This window comes from Bacillus changyiensis (assembly GCF_027706145.1).
Classification (GTDB): domain Bacteria; phylum Bacillota; class Bacilli; order Bacillales; family Bacillaceae; genus Bacillus; species Bacillus changyiensis.
In genome coordinates this window covers 546,929-566,468 of the sequence record NZ_JAQFWW010000002.1, presented here as the reverse complement: position 1 = coordinate 566,468, position 19,540 = coordinate 546,929, and the positions used below count along the sequence as shown (strand labels likewise).

The window sequence follows — 19,540 nt, the reverse complement described above, 5'->3', positions numbered from 1 at the left end:
AAGTCAAGAATAAGAGATCTAGAATGATGAGAGGGGATAAGAAAGGGATGGAAAGAAGCTTATCAATGGAACTTGTACGTGTGACTGAAGCTGCAGCACTTAAGTCAGCCCGCTGGATGGGGAGAGGTAAAAAAGAAGAAGCTGATGATGCAGCAACAAATGCTATGAGGGATGTTTTTGACACTGTTCCAATGAAAGGGACAGTCGTTATCGGTGAAGGTGAAATGGATGAAGCACCTATGCTTTATATTGGGGAAAAACTGGGGAATGGTTATGGACCTAGAGTAGATGTAGCGGTTGATCCATTAGAAGGAACAAATATTGTTGCAAGCGGTGGGTGGAACGCACTTGCTGTTATCGCTGTGGCCGATCATGGCCACCTTCTAAATGCACCTGACATGTATATGGACAAAATTGCTGTCGGACCAGAAGCAGTCGGTTGCATAGATATTGAAGCCCCGGTCATCGATAACTTGAAGGCTGTGGCAAAAGCCAAAAATAAAGATGTGGAAGATGTTGTAGCCACTGTTTTAAATCGTTCGCGCCATGAGCGAATTATCCATGAACTTCGGGAAGCTGGGGCTAGAATTAAGTTGATTAATGACGGTGATGTAGCTGGAGCGATAAACACTGCTTTTGACCATACAGGGGTTGATATTTTGTTTGGTTCTGGTGGTGCCCCAGAAGGAGTTTTGGCTGCAGTTGCACTAAAAGCTCTAGGAGGAGAAATACATGGTAAGCTTCTTCCGCAAAATGATGAAGAGATGAAGCGGTGTGAAAAGATGGGGGTCGATATTGCGAAGGTGTTGCGAATGGAAGATCTCGTAAAAGGGGATGACGCGATCTTTGCTGCAACTGGTGTGACCGATGGAGAACTTTTACGCGGTGTGCAATTTAAAGGGTCTGTCGGAACCACTCACAGTATTGTCATGAGAGCTAAGTCTGGAACTGTTCGCTTTGTGGATGGAAGGCATAGTCTTAAGAAGAAGCCTAACTTAGTGATTCGTCCTTAAGGAGATAAAAGCGGGGTATACATTTCCCGCTTTCCCTTCTATTGAACATACTTTCATTATTTGGTACAATTGCAGACAGCTTGTTTTTTGTTTTCGATAAAAGTTGAATATGGTCGTCAAATAAGGTAAAAATAAAGAGTGCTGCACAATTTTCTGCGCATCCTATTATTGGGAAAATTCTAAATTCCTGCCGCATAAATACGAAATGCGATAATTCTTCTCTTGTTAAGTCCTCGCTTCTTTCTCGACTCATGATAAACCTTTTCATTCTTTGCTATATATGGGTAGAAGCGTTAGCTGCTGTTCAAAGAGTTTAAACGATTTTAAAATAAGACCAAAAGTAAATATTTGATTAGAAAAGCGTGGTGTTCTTTGTGAAAGATGTGTCTATTTCATCTTTGGAAAATATGAAATTAAAAGAACTGTATGAATTGGCGAGATATTATAAAGTCTCGTATTACAGTAAACTGACAAAAAAGGAATTGATTTTTGCCATTCTGAAGGCCAATGCTGAAAAGGAAGACTTATTGTTTATGGAAGGTGTTCTGGAAATTATTCAATCAGAAGGGTTTGGCTTTCTGAGACCGATTAACTATTCTCCTAGCTCAGAGGATATTTATATTTCTGCCTCCCAAATCCGTCGCTTTGATTTGAGAAACGGTGATAAAGTTTCTGGGAAAGTCCGTCCTCCAAAAGAAAATGAACGTTACTACGGTTTGCTTCACGTAGAAGCCGTTAATGGTGATGATCCCGAATCGGCAAAAGAACGTGTTCACTTTCCTGCATTGACGCCTCTCTATCCCGATCGCCAAATGGTGCTAGAAACAAAACCTAATTATTTGTCGACAAGAATTATGGATATGATGGCACCGGTTGGTTTTGGACAGCGTGGTTTAATTGTAGCCCCGCCTAAAGCGGGAAAAACGATGCTCCTCAAAGAGATTGCCAACAGCATTACAGCCAATCATCCAGAGGTTGAGTTGATTGTTCTTTTAATTGATGAAAGGCCAGAGGAAGTAACAGATATTGAACGATCTGTGGTAGGTGATGTCGTCAGCTCAACATTTGACGAAGTGCCAGAGAACCACATAAAAGTAGCTGAACTCGTACTTGAGCGAGCAATGCGGCTTGTCGAACATAAAAAAGATGTCGTGATTTTAATGGATAGTATCACAAGGTTGGCTCGTGCCTATAACTTAGTGATTCCGCCAAGTGGCCGAACACTGTCAGGCGGGATTGACCCTGGAGCGTTCCATCGTCCAAAACGGTTCTTTGGGGCTGCTCGGAACATTGAAGAAGGCGGTAGCTTGACAATCTTGGCAACTGCTTTAGTTGATACAGGTTCACGGATGGATGATGTCATCTATGAAGAATTTAAAGGGACGGGAAATATGGAGCTTCATCTTGACCGTTCTCTTGCGGAAAGAAGAATTTTCCCTGCAATTGATATTCGTCGTTCTGGTACACGTAAAGAAGAGCTGCTTGTTCCGAAAGAACATCTTGACCGCTTGTGGGCCATTCGCAAATCGATGTCTGACTCACAGGATTTTGTTGAGAGGTTTATGAGAAAAATGAAAAGGACCAAAACAAATCAAGAATTTTTTGATATCTTGATTCAAGAATGGAAGCAAGCCAACATGTCAGCAGCAAAAAGATAATAACAAAACTTTAGTTTGCAAAACATCATGATCGCTGTTATAATTCTATCATGTGCGTTCCGGAGGTTTTGCCGGAATATTAACTCTGTTTCCGAATGGGATTCAGGGCGGAAGGAGATGACAGACATGAAAGCAGGAATTCATCCTAATTTCAAAAAAGCAACAGTGAAATGTGCTTGTGGTAACGAATTTGAAACTGGTTCAGTAAAAGAAGAGGTACGCGTTGAAATTTGTTCTGAATGCCATCCGTTCTATACTGGCCGTCAAAAATTTGCTACTGCAGATGGTCGTGTTGATCGTTTCAACAAAAAATATGGTCTTAAGTCTTAATAGATATAAAAAAAACAGGCGAGAATCATTCTTGCCTGTTTTTTACATAGGAATATCGCTGGAGAGGGGATAATAGACGATGTACATCATGAAGCAAAGTGGTTGGCTTGAACTGATATGCGGAAGCATGTTTTCTGGTAAATCAGAAGAACTGATTCGCCGAATCAAAAGAGCAACATTTGCAAAACAGCAAGTAAAAGTGTTTAAGCCCGCAATTGACAATCGCTATAGTAGCGATTCGGTTGTGTCGCATAATGGAACAAAGATTGTTTGTCATGCGATCACTTCTCCACAAGAGATTTTTCAATATATTAGTGAAAAAACCGATGTGATTGGCGTTGATGAGGTGCAGTTTTTTGATCAATCAATTGTCAGTACCCTAACTGCTTTGGCGGATAAAGGTTATCGCGTCATCGCTGCAGGTCTTGACCAAGACTTCCGTGGGGAGCCTTTTGGAGTTGTTCCGGATCTGATGAGCTTAGCGGAGACGGTGACTAAGCTGCAAGCAGTATGTTCTGTCTGTGGTTCGCCAGCAAGCCGAACCCAAAGGTTGATTGAGGGAAAACCGGCTTCATATGACGATCCTGTCATTTTAGTAGGGGCCTCCGAATCTTATGAAGCGCGATGCCGTCACCATCATGAAGTTCCAGGGAAACCGAAACCATCATAAAATATATGATAAAAAACACTTGCGAAAACAAGTGTTTTTTAGTGTAATCCAGACTTTTCAAAAAGAGAACATCGATTTGAATCTGCTTTTCGGTTTTTCTTCCAAGGGAATGGTGTCTTTTTCTTTTGTCTGGTTGTTTTCTAACTCGCTTATTTTCTGTTGGATATCTTTGATTTGTTGTCGCTCTTCTTCAAGATCTCGTCTTTGCTGAAGAAGCTGATAGGAGACGACCTCATCGGCTTTTTGCTCTAGTTTTCGTTCGAGTTCGGCGATTTTTTTTTGTAATAGTTGACGCTCAAGCTGTTCATGTTGTAAATATTGCTTCATTTTCCGATCAAGCCATTCATCAAGTTGTTTTGGGTGATTTGAAAGAGAGTTTTCATTTCTTTCGATCAAAAAAGATTTTTTCTTTCTTTCTACTATGATATCCTGCATCGATATTCCGTTTTTCAATTGTTCTTTTACTTTTTCCAAAATGGTCATGTCGTTATCTGTGAAAGAGTAGTGGCCAAGTTCATTTCGGGAAGCGGGAATGTTGAGTTGCTTCACCCAACGCTGTACTGTTTTTGTGGAGACACCCAATTTATGTGCCACATCAGCCGTATTCAATTCGTATACCTCCTTTTAGCTGTCATTGATCATCTAAGAGGGATATTCGACTTGAAAGAAAAGCTTCCTTCCTGTTAGACAAAAGAAGAAGGGATTCGGCAAAGAAAGTGTTATTTCTTCAGAGGAAGGGCTGTTTCTTCATATAACTCGAGTGGTAAACCATCAGGATCTGAAAAAAACGTAAATCGTTTGCCTGTCTCTGGGTCCATACGGATTGGTTCAGGTGTTATACCATTTTGTAAAAGATGGCTAATGGCTTGATCAAGATCTGTCACTGTAAAAGCTAAATGTCTAAGCCCAGCTGCTTCTGGATATGAGATCCGTTCAGGAGGATTTGGAAATGAAAACAGTTCTAGACAATAGCGGCCGTTCAATGCTAAATCAAGCTTGTACGAATTCCGATCCTTTCTGTACGTCTCACTGATGATCTCCAAACCCAGCTTGTCAACATAAAAAGCTTTGGTGATTTCGTAATCTGAACAGATGATGGCAATGTGATGGATCGATTTTAGCATCAAATCAACTCCTTTTTATATAAAGTATAACAAAAAGTTAGTTATAGGACGTAGGCGCCGGTATGCGTCAACATTTCCAAGTTGTTTTGACGAGGAGGAGTCCCTATACTATAATTAGAATGTTACGCACAGTAAACAGAGGTGAAGACCGTGTTAGACCGTTTAAAATCAATTGAAGATCGGTATGAAAAATTAAATGAAAAATTAAGCGATCCAGAGGTCGTAAATGATCCGAAGAAGCTTAGAGAGTACTCAAAAGAACAATCTGATATACAGGAAACAGTTGAGGTATATAGACATTACCGGACGGCATCAGAGCAGTTAGATGACGCAAAAGCGATGCTTGAAGAAAAACTTGATTCTGACATGCGTGAAATGGTTAAAGAAGAAATTTCTGAACTGCAGGAAGAAGTTGAATCTTTGACAGAGCGTCTAAAAGTATTGTTGATTCCGAAAGATCCAAACGATGATAAAAACGTCATTATGGAGATTCGTGGTGCAGCAGGTGGGGAAGAAGCCGCTTTATTCGCTGGAAATCTTTATCGTATGTATAGTCGCTATGCTGAGCTTCAAGGGTGGAAAACAGAAGTGATGGAAGCCAATGTGACTGGAACAGGTGGTTATAAAGAGATTATTTTTATGATCAATGGTAATGGGGCCTATTCAAGGTTGAAATATGAGAATGGGGCGCACCGTGTTCAGCGGGTTCCTGAAACAGAATCAGGCGGACGCATCCATACTTCAACGGCAACAGTTGCCTGTCTGCCTGAAGCTGAAGAAGTCGAAGTTGACATACATGAAAAAGATATTCGTGTCGATACTTTTGCCTCAAGTGGACCGGGAGGACAAAGCGTTAATACGACGATGTCGGCTGTCCGTTTGACACACCTTCCAACAGGTGTTGTCGTTTCATGCCAAGATGAGAAATCGCAGATTAAGAACAAAGAGAAAGCGATGAAGGTATTGCGTGCAAGAATTTATGATAAATTTCAGCAAGAAGCACAAGCTGAATATGATCAAAACCGTAAGTCAGCAGTTGGTACAGGTGATCGCTCCGAACGGATCCGTACCTATAACTTCCCGCAAAATCGCGTCACAGATCACCGGATTGGTTTAACAATTCAAAAGCTTGATCAAATCCTTGAAGGTAAGCTTGATGAAGTGATTGAGGCGCTGATTGTTGAAGATCAATCCAGCAAGCTTGAGCAGGCGGGGAATTAAAACATGAAAACGATATTTGAAGCCCTCAATTGGGCTTCTTCTTATTTGAGCGAAGCGGGTAGGGACCGAAATGCAGCAGAAATCTTGCTCATTGATCAACTGCAATTGGAAAGAAGCCAACTTTTGGCAAATTTTCACGATGTGATGTCTGAAGCTGACCTGTTACAATTTGAAAAACAAGTTGAACTGCATCGATCTGGTGTCCCTGTACAATATATTACAGGGAAAGAATTTTTTTATGGGCGAGAATTTTTAGTGAATCATCATGTATTGATTCCACGCCCTGAAACAGAAGAAGTTGTTGAAACTGTTCTTTTTCAGGCGGACCGTGTTTTTCCTGGTAAGGAATGTTTGCAAACAGTTGATATTGGGACAGGGAGCGGGGCGATTGCAATTACCCTTGCCCTTGAATGTCAGTGCATGTCTGTTTCGGCAACAGATATCTCAAAAGCGGCATTAAAGATGGCAATGAATAATGCTGAACGACTTGGAGCGCAAGTTGATTTTTTCAGCGGTGATTTGTTGGAACCGCTGATTTCGCGAAATAAAAAGGCTGATATTATCGTGTCCAATCCCCCTTATATTTCAGAGGAGGAGATGGCGGTGCTATCTGATGTCGTCCGTCTTCATGAACCTGTTAACGCCTTAACAGATGGAGCGGATGGGTTACAATTTTATCAGCGTTTTATGAAGGAAATTCCCAGTCTCATGTCAGAAAAAGCGCTGGTCGTTTTTGAAATTGGCTGGACACAGGGAAAGGCTGTACGAGAGATGTTTCTGAAATTCTTTCCAAAAGCAGAAGTTCAGATAAAAAAAGATTTGAATGGAAAGGATCGCATCGTATATGCGGTCATTCAACATAACAGCTTAACATAAACAAACGGGTGGAGATGCATCTCCACTTCCTTCATTTTAGAGGCATAACCTGATGTCTCTTTTTTTAGATTAAAAGCTTGCTAGCTTTTTTTGTATTGCCTCGTTTAAACCGTCTTATTTTTGACCATAATAGGGCTAGAAAAGGTTCATACTAACGGTGAGGAGCGGGGAGAATATGAAAAAATCATTCATAGCTATTATTTATATATTTCTGTTGTTAATAGGTGCGATTGCGAATTTATCATTGGAAGAGACAGCTCAGTCATCTAGTCAAGATCCAGAAGTTATTCCTGATGAAGCGATTCGTTTTCGTATTTTAGCAAATAGCAATAATGAGAGTGATCAAAACATAAAGCGCAAAATTAGAGATGAAGTGAATCAGGAAATGACAAACTGGGTCAAAAATCTGACATCAATTGAGAAAGCGAGAAAAGTGATTCGTTCAAAATTACCCGAAATTAAACAAATTGCAAAAAATGTAATAAAGCGTGAGAATCGTAAGCAATCTGTTGCTGTCAGTTTTGATAAAGTTTCTTTTCCGACCAAGCTTTACGGCAATATGGTATATCCAGCTGGAGAATATGAAGCGGTGTTAATTACATTAGGAAAGGGAGAGGGAGCCAACTGGTGGTGTGTTCTCTTTCCGCCACTCTGCTTTCTTGATTTTTCCAATGGAGAAGCCGTCAAAGCACCTGAAGAGGATGAAGAGAAGCAACAGGAAAAAACAAAGACTGAAACTGAAGAAACAAAAGAAGAAGAAACCGAGGTTAAGTTTTTCCTAGTTGAATGGGTGTCAGGATTGTTTTCTTAATATAGTTAGTAGAAGGTTTATCAGGATGTGATATAATTTTCCAAAACGGTACAAAAAACTCTTTTCAGGAGGGTACCAGCATAATTTTCGCGGCAGAAGTGTAAAGAACATATTAATTGTTGTCTACTTTTCAAAAAGAAGTTCCTGCTAATCAAAACTCTATCAAATCAAATGGTATATTTTACTGTCGCCCTCATAGAATGAGTAGAGAAGCAAAAAAACGGGGTGAAAAAATGTTCTACCAATTGAGGTTAGCGGAAAAAAGAGATAAGGATGCGATTCAATCGTTCTTAACAGAGGCGGGGACAAGCTATAAAGGAATAGACGAAGATAAGAGCCACTTTATTCTTATGGAAGATTGCCAGAAAAAAATCGTTGCTTGCCTCGGAATGGAGAAAATTGAAAATGAAAAGGGACTTTTACGGTCATTGGTCGTTTCTGATCAGTTAAATCAAGGTCATGTCGTTTCACTATTCCAAAGTATGCAAGTGTTATGTGAAAAAAGGGAGATTCATACGCTATATTTAGTCACTAACAAACAAACATCTGTCAATTTATTAGAAGTGCTAGGTTTCAAGCCAACTGAAAATAAACCGAATGAACTGATTCAATCACAGCATGCTTCAGTGTCACTTGAAGCAAACGAAGCCGTTTTAATGATGAAAAAGTTAACATGATGTTTTACTTATACACAGAAATATCCACAATTTTAACAGCGTTGTCCACAAAATGTGGATAACGCTTGTTTTCTTTTCTTTCATCTTTTATACTTTCAACAGGATTTACATAAAAAATGAAGGTTTTTAGTGTCTTATTAAGGGAGATTTGATGTAAATGGATACAATCACATGGATTGTGGATGTAACAACTGACTTGTCCACAAACTGTCCACAACTGACAGAAGCAGCTCGAATGCTTCAGAATAATGAAGTCGTATCTTTTCCAACCGAGACCGTTTATGGATTAGGAGCTAACGCCAAGAATACGGATGCTGTTACTAAAATCTATCAAGCGAAAGGTAGGCCGAGTGACAATCCTCTAATTGTTCATATTGCAGATGTAGAGCAATTAAAAGAATTTGCTGATATTTCTTCAGCACAGGTTGCCATCTTAATAGAACGTTTTTGGCCAGGACCATTGACACTTGTTTTGCCATGTAAACCTGGTGTGTTATCCACAAGGGTGACAGCCGGATTGGACACCGTGGCCGTGAGGATGCCTGATCATCCAGTTGCGCTTGAGTTAATAAAACGGGCTGCCATTCCGGTAGCGGCTCCAAGTGCCAATTTATCTGGCAAACCGAGCCCGACAAGAGCTGAACACGTTGCTCATGATTTGAACGGTCGGATTGCTGGTATTGTTGATGGTGGTCCTACTGGTGTAGGAATTGAATCAACTGTTATCTCCTGTACAGGAGATGTACCTGTCATCCTAAGACCTGGTGGCGTCACGAAAGAACAACTTGAAAATGTAATCGGTCAGGTCATCATCGATAAAGGAATCACAAATGAGAATGAGGCGCCATTGTCTCCAGGAATGAAATATACTCACTATGCACCAGAAGCCCCACTTGCTATTGTGAAAGGAAACCGTGAAAATATTCAGCGGTTGATTGAGCAATATCAGAAAGATGGTAAGAAGGTTGGTATTTTGACTACTGAAGAGTATGCTGATACCTACAAAGCAGATGTTGTTTGGGCATGTGGTAGACGAGATCGTTTAGAAACCGTTGCAGCTGGTTTATATAACAGTCTTCGTAGTTTAGATGAAAAAAAGCTCGATTTTATTTTTGCTGAGCCTTTTCCGGAAGTAGGTGTTGGGCGCGCAGTCATGAACAGATTGTTAAAAGCCGCTGGACATCGGATGATTGAAGTGTAAGCTAAGAGAGTGTTCTATCACCTTTTGGACACGCATAGGCTAGAAAAGCAGGCGTGTCCAAGGGGGAATTTCATGAATGTTGATGTGGTAATAGGTGAAATCCTGACGCTATGTATCATGGCCTTTGCACTTGGCATGGATGCTTTTTCAGTGGGGCTTGGCATTGGAATGACAAAGCTGACAAGGAAACAATATGGTCAAATAAGTGTGCTTATTGGACTGTTTCATGTCATCATGCCACTTGGTGGTATGGTGGCAGGACAGTTTCTCTCTGATACGCTTGGAGTCCTTGCGACATATATGAGCAGTGCCTTGCTTTTAGTGCTCGGTATTCAAATGATTTCCGCATCTTTCAATAAAAACGGGGAACGGGTCATTTCCCCGACCTGTTTCAACCTTTTGGTTTTTGCTGTTGGTGTAAGTCTTGACAGCTTTTCGGTAGGCCTTAGTCTAGGGCTTTATGGAACAAAACCGATTTTAACAATTAGTTTGTTTGGTTTGTTTAGTATGGTTTTAACATGGGCAGGTCTTTTACTTGGGAAAAAAGTTCAATCATGGCTTGGGGCTTATAGTCAAGCTTTAGGCGGAACCATTTTACTTAGTTTTGGACTTAAATTGTTACTCACTGTTTGAATCTAAAAAAAGGGTAATCCCTTTTTTTTTATCTAAATTTATTTTTTTTCGATAAAATCCATTATAATGATAGAAAGGAGTGAACGTCATTGAATGTTTTATTTGTCTGTACAGGAAACACATGTCGAAGCCCGATGGCTGAGGTGCTTTTTCGATCTATTGCCTCGCAAAAAAATCTAAATACAGCTGTGAAATCTGCTGGTTTGTTTGCTCCTGATCATGGAAAAGCTTCTGTGTATGCGGTTGAGGCACTTTTTGAAAAAAGTATTGCGCTGAATCATTCAACATCAAAACTTTCTCAGGAGAAACTCGAATGGGCCGATCTCGTTTTAACGATGACAGACCAGCATAAACGTTTAGCAATACAACAATTTTCGGAGTATCAAGAAAAGGTCCATACGTTAAAAGAGTATGTAAATGGTGAAACTGGAGATGTCAACGATCCATTTGGCGGTTCTCTCAGCGACTATCAAAAAACAAGAGATGAACTTGAACGCTTGATCAATCTGTTAGCTGAAAAACTCTCCGAACAATGACGTTTGCAAAACAAATAGCAGTGGGTAAAATAGGATTTAACTGTGCTGGCACCATATCAATCACAATTTTGTAACCTGATGAAATCAAAAATGGGGAGGTACCAATCTATGAAAGTAATCATTGCTTCAGATCACGGTGGAATCAATATTAGAAAAGAAATTATTTCTTTAATGAATGAACTAAACATCGAATATGAAGATTTAGGTTGTGAATGCGGCTCAGAGTCTGTGGATTACCCAGATTATGCATTTCCGGTTGCTCAGAAAGTGGCGAATGGTGAAGCGGACAGAGGAATTTTAATATGTGGCACTGGGATCGGTATGAGTATTTCCGCTAATAAAGTGAAAGGGATTCGGTGTGCCCTTGTTCATGATGTATTTAGCGCCAAAATGACAAGAGAGCATAATGACGCAAATATCTTGGCAATGGGTGAAAGAGTGATCGGTCCAGGTCTTGCAAGAGAAATTGCTAAGGTATGGCTGACAACCGAATTTTTAGCAGGACGTCATGCTGTCCGAATCGGAAAAATTGCTGATTTTGAGGGAAAGCAATAAGGTGTTAGTGAACATGAAAAATCTCGAACAGACATGGCAGATCATATTGGATGAGTTTACTCAGGAAGCTGGATTGCGGGCAGGTCAGATTGTTGTCATCGGTTGCAGTACAAGTGAGGTAGCGGGAAGTCATATCGGTACTTCCGGAAGCGAAGACATTGCTGAAATGATTTATCTAGGACTTGAAGTGCTTCAGAAGAAAACAGGTGTAGTCTTTGCTTTTCAGTGTTGTGAACACTTAAACAGAGCTTTAGTTGTCGAAAAAGAGACGGCCCTAGCCAACCGTCTTCCAGAGGTCTTTGCTGTTCCAGTAGCGAAAGCTGGCGGTTCAATGGCTTCATTTGCTTTTAAACAAATGAAGGATCCGGTGCTTGTAGAAGAAATAAAAGCTGACGCAGGGATCGATATCGGGGATACATTTATTGGTATGCACTTAAAATCGGTTGCTGTTCCGATACGTCCAACTGAAAATCAGCTTGGTAAAGCCCATGTAACGCTTGCTCGGACAAGACCTAAACTCATTGGTGGGGTACGCACAGTGTATCATAATGAGTAGCTACGAATAACAAAACGAACTATACATTTTGTTTCAGTTTTTAATATTCGGATTTCACGAGATAAAAAACGTTTTTTTAAAATATTCTCTTACATTTGCATGAAAAACCTTGTACAATGAGATGGTAAGTTTAACGAAATGGAAACGGATAGGAGAGGATCTCGCTGATGAAATATTTACGTGTGCAAGATGAACAAATATTTAGTGCCATTCAAAATGAGCGGAAACGTCAACAGTCGAAGATTGAGCTGATTGCCTCTGAAAACTTTGTAAGTGAAGCGGTAATGGAAGCTCAAGGCTCCGTGTTAACAAATAAATATGCAGAAGGATATCCTGGTAAGCGTTACTACGGAGGTTGTGAGTATGTAGATGTCGCTGAAGATATCGCTCGAGATCGAGCTAAACAAATTTTCGGTGCAGACCATGTAAACGTTCAGCCTCACTCAGGGGCGCAAGCCAACATGGCTGTATACTTTACAATCTTGGAACACGGAGATACAGTATTGGGAATGAATCTTGCCCATGGCGGTCATTTAACACATGGTAGCCCTGTAAACTTCAGCGGTGTTCAATACAACTTTGTTGAATATGGGGTTGATAAAGAGACCCAATATATTGATTATGAAGACGTTCGTGAAAAAGCGCTGAAACATCAACCGAAACTGATCGTAGTTGGAGCAAGTGCATATCCTCGTACAATCGATTTTAAAAAGTTCCGTGAAATCGCAGATGAGGTTGGAGCATACGTGATGGTTGATATGGCGCATATCGCTGGACTTGTGGCTGCTGGTCTTCACCCGAATCCGGTTCCTCATGCTGACTTTGTGACAACAACCACACATAAAACACTGCGCGGTCCACGTGGCGGAATGATACTTTGCCGTGAAGAATTCGCTAAGAAAATTGATAAATCAATCTTCCCGGGAATTCAAGGTGGGCCATTAATGCACGTGATCGCAGCGAAAGCCGTTTCCTTCGGTGAAGCTTTAAAAGATGATTTTAAAACATATGCGCAAAACGTTATCGACAATGCAAAACGGTTGGCTGAAACATTGAAAAAAGAAGGCATTCAACTCGTATCAGGCGGAACAGATAACCATCTTGTGTTGATTGACTTGCGCTCACTCGGAATTACAGGAAAAGTAGCTGAGCATGTACTTGATGAAGTCGGAATTACTGTTAATAAAAATGCGATCCCTTATGATCCGGAAAAACCATTTGTAACAAGCGGTATTCGTGTTGGGACAGCAGCGGTAACAAGCCGCGGCTTTGATCTTGAAGCAATGGAAGAAGTGGCAGCGATTATCGCACTTGCTCTTCAGAACACTGAGAACGAAACAAAGCTTGAAGAAGCAAAAAAACGTGTTACAGCATTAACAGATCAATTTCCTTTATATACTGAATTAGATTATTAAATAAATTCGGTCGTTCCTTCCTAAGGAGCGACTTTTTGTCATTGAATAGATGTTGAAACCTGTTGCCTTTTTATGTAGAATCAATAGAAGTGTGAAAAAAATGACTGCTGGTTTCGTGCAAACAACAAAAAGGAGCTGAAAATTAATATGGGAAAGGTATATGTGTTTGACCATCCTCTTATCCAGCATAAACTTACATATATTCGCGATGTGAGAACTGGTACGAAAGAATTCAGGGAGCTTATAGATGAGGTTGCAACATTAATGGCTTTTGAAATTACCCGTGATCTCCCACTGAAAGAAGTCGATGTTGAAACACCGGTCCAAAAAGCTAAATCAAGTGTTATTGCTGGGAAAAAACTAGGGGTTGTGCCAATTCTAAGAGCAGGTCTTGGTATGGTAGATGGAATTTTAAAATTAATCCCTGCGGCAAAAGTTGGTCATGTCGGACTTTATCGCGATCCTGAAACATTGAAACCTGTTGAATATTATGTCAAATTACCGACAGATGTAGAAGAACGTGATTTTATTGTTGTCGATCCAATGCTTGCGACAGGTGGTTCTGCTGTTGAAGCGCTCAACAGTTTGAAAAAGCGCGGTGCAAAAAATATTCGTTTCATGTGCTTGATTGCGGCACCTGAAGGTGTAGAGGAAGTTAAAAAATATCATCCTGATGTCGATATATATATTGCAGCACTAGATGAAAAATTGAATGAAAAAGGTTATATCGTTCCGGGTTTAGGAGATGCTGGAGATCGAATGTTTGGAACGAAGTAACAAAGAAAATCCTAAAAAAGGGTTTTCTTTTTTTCAAATATATCCCATAATTAACATATGTCCTAACTAGGTCATATTCATGAATTTTTCGTGGAGGGATAACAAGATTGTGAAAACTTTTTTAATTCTAAACAGATTGACACCTTGGGGGGGCTATTGTATGCTAAAATAGGCTATTATGATTAGGGATGCAAAGCGGATATCATAATGACCAGTCCTCTGTTAAAATCCTTTTGGAAACCCCATGTTAACAGGCGACAGACGGATCTCACCCCGCATTTGCAAGAAATGAGTGTGACGTAATCGGAACACTTTTTTCTGTGGAATGGTCGGCCGCCTTTTATCCACATCCTGGCAAAATAGATTTTGAAATTATACCATCAGGAGCGTATGTGATGACCGATGTAAGCCTTTCATTTCGTAGGCAACAAAAATATGTGATGTATGTTTTGGCAGCCTATGTGTTAGGTTATGGAGTTTTGCCATATCAGGCGCTTTTTTTAGGTTTGATCATCGGAACTGCTTTTAGTTATTTTAATCTTTGGCTGCTGATGAGAAGAATGCAAGCCTTTGATAAAGCAGTTGCAAACGGCAAAATGATTCGCTCACTCGGATCTGCTTCAAGGTTTTGCAATGCCATAATAGCTGTGGCCATTGCGTTTAAATACAATGAATATGTTCATATGGCAGGTGTCATTGTGGGGTTAATGACAATTTATCCTGTTATTATGATAGATTCCATTATTCAGTTAAAACGTTCGTCAATGGAAGAGAGGTGAAAACCTTTGAATCACGGATCTAAAACAGTAGATTATTTTGGTCTAACTTTTGATTTAGCAAGTGTTTTAATGATTACTGTGACATGCGTTATCGTCTTTCTTATAGCCGTACTTACAACAAGAACATTGGCAATCCGTCCAACAAAAGCACAGAATTTTATGGAGTGGATTGTTGATTTTGTGCGCAATATTATTGACAGCGCAATGGATCTTAAAATCGGTAAAGACTTTCTTACGCTTGGCGTAACACTGCTGATGTATATATTCGTTGCGAATATGCTCGGCTTACCGTTTTCCATTACAGTAGACCATAATCTATGGTGGAAATCGCCGACAGCTGATCCAGCGGTAACATTAACGTTAGCAGTAATGGTTGTTTCATTGACTCACTATTACGGAGTAAAAAGAAAAGGATTATCTGAGTACACCAAAGATTTTCTCAGACCAATTCCATATTTGATACCACTTAAAATTATTGAAGAGTTTGCAAACACCTTAACACTGGGATTGCGTCTTTACGGTAATATATTCGCTGGTGAAATTCTGCTAGGTCTGCTTGCCGGTCTTGCAACGAATTTCTATTCTCAGAGCGTCTTTTTAGGACTAGTTGGAACAATAGGTGCTGTCATTCCAATGATGGTATGGCAAGCGTTTAGTTTGTTTGTGGGTACAATCCAAGCGTTTATTTTTACAATGTTAACGATGGTTTATATGTCCCACAAAGTAAGTCATGATCATTAAAAAAATTGACATATCCCAAAAGGATAACATTTCAAAGGAGGAACTTTCTCATGAGTTTAATAGCAGCTGCAATTGCAATTGGATTAGGTGCACTTGGTGCAGGTATTGGTAACGGATTAATTGTCTCTCGTACGGTGGAAGGAATCGCTCGTCAGCCAGAAGCTGGTAAAGAATTAAGAACTCTTATGTTCATCGGGGTTGCATTGGTTGAGGCCCTTCCGATTATCGCTGTTGTTATTGCATTCCTAGCATTCTTCAAATAAACGAATACGCACTGGTAAATGGCGAAGATCATAAATGAGGCCTTCGCCATTGCTTTATGGTTGATTGTACTATAACATTTCGGCCTGTCAGAATTCCTCTTGAATTGAGGTATTCTTCTCAAGGTCTTTTAGAGATAATCTGCACGAAGGGAGTTGCCGTATACGATGTCTTATATACCACAGGTTATGGGAGCAGGGATTTCCTTTAACGGAGGTACGATGCTATTTCAGCTTGTCGCTATGTTAATTTTACTAGCGCTCTTAAAGAAATACGCTTTAGGACCGTTATTAAATATAATGAAGGAACGTGAAGACCATATCAATGGTGAAATCACGTCTGCTGAAACAAAGCATCAAGAAGCGAAAAAGCTCATTGAAGAGCAGCAAGCTCTTTTGAAAGAAGCGCGTGAAGAATCTCATGCTCTAATAGAAAACGCGAAAAAACTTGGAGAACAGCAAAAGGATGATATCATTCAAGCTGCACGCCAGGAAGCAGAACGCCTGAAAGAATCCGCAAGAAACGAAATCGTTAAAGAAAAAGAACAGGCGGTTAACGCATTGCGTGAGCAAGTGGCATCACTGTCTGTTATGATCGCGTCTAAAGTGATTGAAAAAGAACTTGACGATCAGGCTCAGGAAAAATTAATTCAAGATTATCTTAAAGAAGTGGGAGAAAGCCGATGAGCCAATCTGCTGTCTCCAAACGTTATGCAGCCGCTCTTTTTGAAATTGCGCTTGAGTCCAAGATTGTCAATCAAATAGAAGAAGAGCTGATTGTGATTAAACAATTGTTTTCTGATCATAAAGAATTAGGTATTGTGCTTGGTCACCCTAAAGTGCCAGCTGATCAAAAAAAGAAAATCTTGAAAGATTCTCTTGAGACCGTATCAACTGCGGTTCTTCATACACTTTATCTACTGATTGACAGAAGCAGAACGTCTATCGTTCCAGATCTTGTAGATGAATATATAAAAAAAGCAAACCTTTATCGTAAAACAGAAGATGCGATTGTCTACTCTGTAAAGCCGCTTAGTGAATCGGAGATCACGTCTTTTTCGCAAGTGTTTGCTAAAAAAGTCGGAGCCACTTCATTACGCGTCAGAAATGAAGTGAAACCAGATCTTATCGGCGGAGTGAAAATCCGCATTGGAAATCGCATATTTGACGGCAGTGTGAGCGGAAAGCTTGCGCGGATCGAACGTCAATTAGCTGGTCAAAATCGAAAGAAGGGGTGAAACCTAAGTGAGCATCAAAGCTGAAGAAATTAGCACGCTTATTAAACAGCAAATTGAAAACTATCAGTCTGAAATAGAAGTTCACGATGTTGGTACAGTTATTCAGGTTGGTGACGGTATCGCACGCGTACACGGTCTTGACAACTGTATGTCTGGTGAGCTAGTTGAATTTTCTAACGGTGTCCTGGGCTTAGCTCAGAACCTTGAAGAATCAAATGTAGGTATCGTTATCTTAGGTCCATACAAAGAAATCCGTGAAGGTGATGAGGTAAAAAGAACCGGTCGGATCATGGAAGTTCCTGTCGGTGAAGAACTGCTAGGACGCGTTGTTAATCCACTCGGTCAACCTGTTGATGGACTTGGGCCGATTTTAACAAGCAAAACTCGTCCAATTGAAAGCCCTGCACCAGGGGTTATGGATCGTAAATCCGTTCATGAACCACTTCAAACAGGAATTAAACCAATCGATGCATTAGTTCCAATCGGTCGTGGTCAACGTGAGCTTATTATCGGAGACCGTCAAACAGGTAAAACATCAATTGCAATTGACACGATCTTGAACCAAAAAGATCAAGATATGATCTGTATTTATGTAGCAATCGGACAAAAAGAATCAACTGTCCGGGGCGTTGTTGAAACATTGCGCAAAAGAGGAGCACTTGATTATACCATTGTTGTGACAGCTTCTGCATCACAACCGGCTCCACTTCTATACCTTGCACCATATGCAGGAGTTGCAATGGGAGAAGATTTCATGTACAACGGCAAGCATGTTTTAGTTGTTTATGATGACTTATCTAAACAAGCAACAGCATATCGTGAATTGTCATTGCTTCTTCGCCGTCCACCGGGTCGTGAGGCATTCCCTGGGGATGTATTCTATCTTCACTCCCGCCTACTCGAACGTGCAGCTAAGTTGAGTGATGCTAAAGGTGGAGGTTCCCTAACAGCACTTCCGTTCGTTGAAACACAAGCTGGTGATATCTCTGCTTATATTCCGACAAACGTGATTTCGATTACAGATGGACAAATCTTCCTGCAATCAAATCTATTTTTCTCAGGTGTACGTCCGGCTGTTAACCCTGGTTTGTCAGTATCACGTGTTGGTGGGTCTGCGCAAATCAAAGCGATGAAAAAAGTGTCCGGTACACTGCGTCTTGATTTGGCATCTTACCGTGAGCTTGAATCATTTGCACAGTTCGGTTCAGACTTGGATAAAGCGACACAAGCCAAGTTGAATCGTGGAGCACGTACAGTTGAAGTTCTTAAGCAAGATTTGCATGAGCCACTTCCTGTTGAAAAACAAGTTGCTATTCTTTATGCATTGACAAGAGGATTCCTTGATGATATCCCTGTTGAGGACATCAAACGCTTTGAAGCGGAAATGTATATGTATCTTGATCAAAATCATAAAGACATGCTCAACTCAATCGCACAAACAGGAAATCTTCCTGAAGATGAGGAAATCTCTGGTGCAATCAAAGGATTTAAACGTACATTTGCACCAAGCAAGTAAACCAATACGAGTGAGAAAAAGAGTTTCTTTTTCTCTCTTTTCACTTAGATTCGATGAATTTGAAAACAAAAAGGTGGTGAAACCTTTTGGCCTCTTTACGGGATATTAAGTCCAGAATCACTTCAAATAAAAAAACGAGCCAAATTACAAAAGCTCAGCAGATGGTTTCTGCTTCAAAGTTAAACCAAGCTGAAGTGAAAGCTAAATCATTTGTTCCTTATATGGAAAAAATGCAGGAAGTTGTTGCGGATATCGCCCTTGGGTATACCGGAACACATCCGATGATGTCGAGCCGTCCTGTCAAAAAAACCGGTTACTTGGTCATCACTTCTGATCGGGGATTGGCAGGTGCATTTAATGCAAACGTGCTTCGTAAAGTGTATCAAAAAATTCAAGAACGCCATCAGTCAAAAGACGAGTATGCTGTCATTGCAATCGGTAAGGTTGGACGCGATTTCTTTAAAAAACGAGGAATTACTGTTATTTCTGAAATAACAGGGGTACGGGATGAGGTGACATTCCCAGAAATTAGGGATTTGGCAAACAGTTCAGTTCAAATGTTCATCGATGAAACGTTTGATGAGCTATACCTGTTCTACAACCACTATGTCAGTGCCATTTCTCAAGAAGTAACAGAGAAAAAGTTGTTGCCATTAACCGACATTGCAGCTAACACGAAAAAGACTTCGTATGAATTTGAGCCTGATGAAGAAGAAATTTTGGAAGTGCTACTTCCTCAATATGCAGAAAGCTTAATTTTTGGTGCAATTCTTGACAGTAAAGCTAGTGAGCATGCTGCAAGAATGACTGCGATGAAAAATGCGACCGATAATGCGAAAGAGCTTATCGGTGACCTTGAGCTGTCTTATAACCGTGCTCGCCAGGCATCGATCACACAAGAAATCACAGAAATTGTCGGCGGTGCAGCTGCCTTAGAATAGAAATTTTGTCAG

The 19,540-nt window shown here is 40.4% G+C and carries 24 protein-coding genes; 22 read left to right on the top strand and 2 right to left on the bottom strand.

Annotated features, from left to right (window positions below):
- Positions 1 to 47: 47 nt before the first annotated feature.
- The 4 genes from glpX (at position 48) to PDT38_RS10040 (ending at position 3,671) form a co-directional block, all read left to right on the top strand.
- Positions 48 to 1,013 (top strand): class II fructose-bisphosphatase, encoded by a 966-nt coding sequence (gene glpX, locus PDT38_RS10055; protein WP_270801024.1) that lies wholly within the window; start codon positions 48 to 50, stop codon positions 1,011 to 1,013.
- Between the two features lie 374 nt (positions 1,014 to 1,387).
- Positions 1,388 to 2,671 carry a transcription termination factor Rho gene (rho, locus tag PDT38_RS10050; RefSeq protein ID WP_172298404.1) on the top strand — a complete coding sequence of 428 codons (1,284 nt, stop codon included), beginning with the start codon at positions 1,388 to 1,390 and terminating at the stop codon, positions 2,669 to 2,671.
- Positions 2,672 to 2,797: 126 nt separating this feature from the next.
- Positions 2,798 to 3,001, top strand: a complete 204-nt coding sequence (gene rpmE / locus PDT38_RS10045) for a 50S ribosomal protein L31 (protein ID WP_172298402.1) — start codon at positions 2,798 to 2,800, stop codon at positions 2,999 to 3,001.
- 79 nt (positions 3,002 to 3,080) lie between these two features.
- Positions 3,081 to 3,671 (top strand): thymidine kinase, encoded by a 591-nt coding sequence (locus tag PDT38_RS10040; protein WP_270801021.1) that lies wholly within the window; start codon positions 3,081 to 3,083, stop codon positions 3,669 to 3,671.
- A 57-nt stretch (positions 3,672 to 3,728) separates the two neighbouring features.
- On the opposite strand, the gene PDT38_RS10035 is transcribed toward PDT38_RS10040, so the two are convergent.
- Positions 3,729 to 4,280: a MerR family transcriptional regulator gene (locus tag PDT38_RS10035; RefSeq protein ID WP_270801019.1), complete on the bottom strand. Its 552-nt coding sequence runs from the start codon at positions 4,278 to 4,280 to the stop codon at positions 3,729 to 3,731.
- 110 nt (positions 4,281 to 4,390) lie between these two features.
- Positions 4,391 to 4,795 carry an SMU1112c/YaeR family gloxylase I-like metalloprotein gene (gene gloA2, locus PDT38_RS10030; protein ID WP_270801016.1) on the bottom strand — a complete coding sequence of 135 codons (405 nt, stop codon included), beginning with the start codon at positions 4,793 to 4,795 and terminating at the stop codon, positions 4,391 to 4,393.
- A 150-nt stretch (positions 4,796 to 4,945) separates the two neighbouring features.
- Between gloA2 and prfA the strand changes: the two genes are divergently transcribed.
- From prfA to atpG, 18 genes are all read left to right on the top strand, one after another.
- The gene (prfA, locus tag PDT38_RS10025) at positions 4,946 to 6,016 is read left to right on the top strand and encodes a peptide chain release factor 1 (RefSeq protein WP_270801013.1); all 1,071 of its coding nucleotides are present in this window, start codon (positions 4,946 to 4,948) and stop codon (positions 6,014 to 6,016) included.
- A gap of 3 nt (positions 6,017 to 6,019) precedes the next feature.
- On the top strand, positions 6,020 to 6,892 hold the full coding sequence (gene prmC, locus PDT38_RS10020) for a peptide chain release factor N(5)-glutamine methyltransferase (RefSeq protein ID WP_270801010.1): 873 nt from the start codon (positions 6,020 to 6,022) through the stop codon (positions 6,890 to 6,892).
- A 175-nt stretch (positions 6,893 to 7,067) separates the two neighbouring features.
- On the top strand, positions 7,068 to 7,703 hold the full coding sequence (gene spoIIR, locus PDT38_RS10015) for a stage II sporulation protein R (protein ID WP_270801008.1): 636 nt from the start codon (positions 7,068 to 7,070) through the stop codon (positions 7,701 to 7,703).
- Positions 7,704 to 7,936: 233 nt separating this feature from the next.
- A complete protein-coding gene (locus PDT38_RS10010; protein WP_270801006.1) occupies positions 7,937 to 8,380 on the top strand; it encodes a GNAT family N-acetyltransferase in 444 nt (147 codons plus the stop codon).
- A gap of 157 nt (positions 8,381 to 8,537) precedes the next feature.
- Positions 8,538 to 9,581: an L-threonylcarbamoyladenylate synthase gene (locus tag PDT38_RS10005; protein ID WP_270801005.1), complete on the top strand. Its 1,044-nt coding sequence runs from the start codon at positions 8,538 to 8,540 to the stop codon at positions 9,579 to 9,581.
- Between the two features lie 72 nt (positions 9,582 to 9,653).
- A complete protein-coding gene (locus PDT38_RS10000; RefSeq protein ID WP_270801003.1) occupies positions 9,654 to 10,214 on the top strand; it encodes a manganese efflux pump MntP in 561 nt (186 codons plus the stop codon).
- A gap of 89 nt (positions 10,215 to 10,303) precedes the next feature.
- The gene (locus tag PDT38_RS09995) at positions 10,304 to 10,750 is read left to right on the top strand and encodes a low molecular weight protein arginine phosphatase (RefSeq protein ID WP_270801001.1); all 447 of its coding nucleotides are present in this window, start codon (positions 10,304 to 10,306) and stop codon (positions 10,748 to 10,750) included.
- A gap of 108 nt (positions 10,751 to 10,858) precedes the next feature.
- The gene (rpiB, locus tag PDT38_RS09990) at positions 10,859 to 11,305 is read left to right on the top strand and encodes a ribose 5-phosphate isomerase B (RefSeq protein WP_270800999.1); all 447 of its coding nucleotides are present in this window, start codon (positions 10,859 to 10,861) and stop codon (positions 11,303 to 11,305) included.
- 13 nt (positions 11,306 to 11,318) lie between these two features.
- Positions 11,319 to 11,861 carry a TIGR01440 family protein gene (locus PDT38_RS09985; RefSeq protein ID WP_270800997.1) on the top strand — a complete coding sequence of 181 codons (543 nt, stop codon included), beginning with the start codon at positions 11,319 to 11,321 and terminating at the stop codon, positions 11,859 to 11,861.
- Positions 11,862 to 12,028: 167 nt separating this feature from the next.
- A complete protein-coding gene (glyA, locus tag PDT38_RS09980; protein ID WP_270800996.1) occupies positions 12,029 to 13,276 on the top strand; it encodes a serine hydroxymethyltransferase in 1,248 nt (415 codons plus the stop codon).
- A gap of 147 nt (positions 13,277 to 13,423) precedes the next feature.
- The gene (upp, locus tag PDT38_RS09975; protein WP_172298374.1) at positions 13,424 to 14,053 is read left to right on the top strand and encodes a uracil phosphoribosyltransferase; all 630 of its coding nucleotides are present in this window, start codon (positions 13,424 to 13,426) and stop codon (positions 14,051 to 14,053) included.
- Positions 14,054 to 14,448: 395 nt separating this feature from the next.
- Entirely contained in the window at positions 14,449 to 14,832 is a 384-nt protein-coding gene (locus PDT38_RS09970) for an ATP synthase subunit I (protein WP_270800993.1), read from the top strand.
- Between the two features lie 6 nt (positions 14,833 to 14,838).
- Positions 14,839 to 15,573, top strand: a complete 735-nt coding sequence (atpB, locus tag PDT38_RS09965; RefSeq protein WP_270800991.1) for a F0F1 ATP synthase subunit A — start codon at positions 14,839 to 14,841, stop codon at positions 15,571 to 15,573.
- Positions 15,574 to 15,623: 50 nt separating this feature from the next.
- Positions 15,624 to 15,836 (top strand): F0F1 ATP synthase subunit C, encoded by a 213-nt coding sequence (atpE, locus tag PDT38_RS09960; protein WP_172298368.1) that lies wholly within the window; start codon positions 15,624 to 15,626, stop codon positions 15,834 to 15,836.
- A 165-nt stretch (positions 15,837 to 16,001) separates the two neighbouring features.
- The gene (gene atpF / locus PDT38_RS09955) at positions 16,002 to 16,520 is read left to right on the top strand and encodes a F0F1 ATP synthase subunit B (RefSeq protein ID WP_270800989.1); all 519 of its coding nucleotides are present in this window, start codon (positions 16,002 to 16,004) and stop codon (positions 16,518 to 16,520) included.
- Positions 16,517 to 17,071: a F0F1 ATP synthase subunit delta gene (locus PDT38_RS09950; protein ID WP_270800987.1), complete on the top strand. Its 555-nt coding sequence runs from the start codon at positions 16,517 to 16,519 to the stop codon at positions 17,069 to 17,071. The genes atpF and PDT38_RS09950 overlap by 4 nt, the downstream gene beginning before the upstream one ends.
- 7 nt (positions 17,072 to 17,078) lie before the next feature.
- Positions 17,079 to 18,587: a F0F1 ATP synthase subunit alpha gene (atpA, locus tag PDT38_RS09945; RefSeq protein ID WP_270800985.1), complete on the top strand. Its 1,509-nt coding sequence runs from the start codon at positions 17,079 to 17,081 to the stop codon at positions 18,585 to 18,587.
- Between the two features lie 86 nt (positions 18,588 to 18,673).
- Positions 18,674 to 19,528 (top strand): ATP synthase F1 subunit gamma, encoded by an 855-nt coding sequence (atpG, locus tag PDT38_RS09940; protein WP_270800982.1) that lies wholly within the window; start codon positions 18,674 to 18,676, stop codon positions 19,526 to 19,528.
- Positions 19,529 to 19,540: the final 12 nt, after the last annotated feature.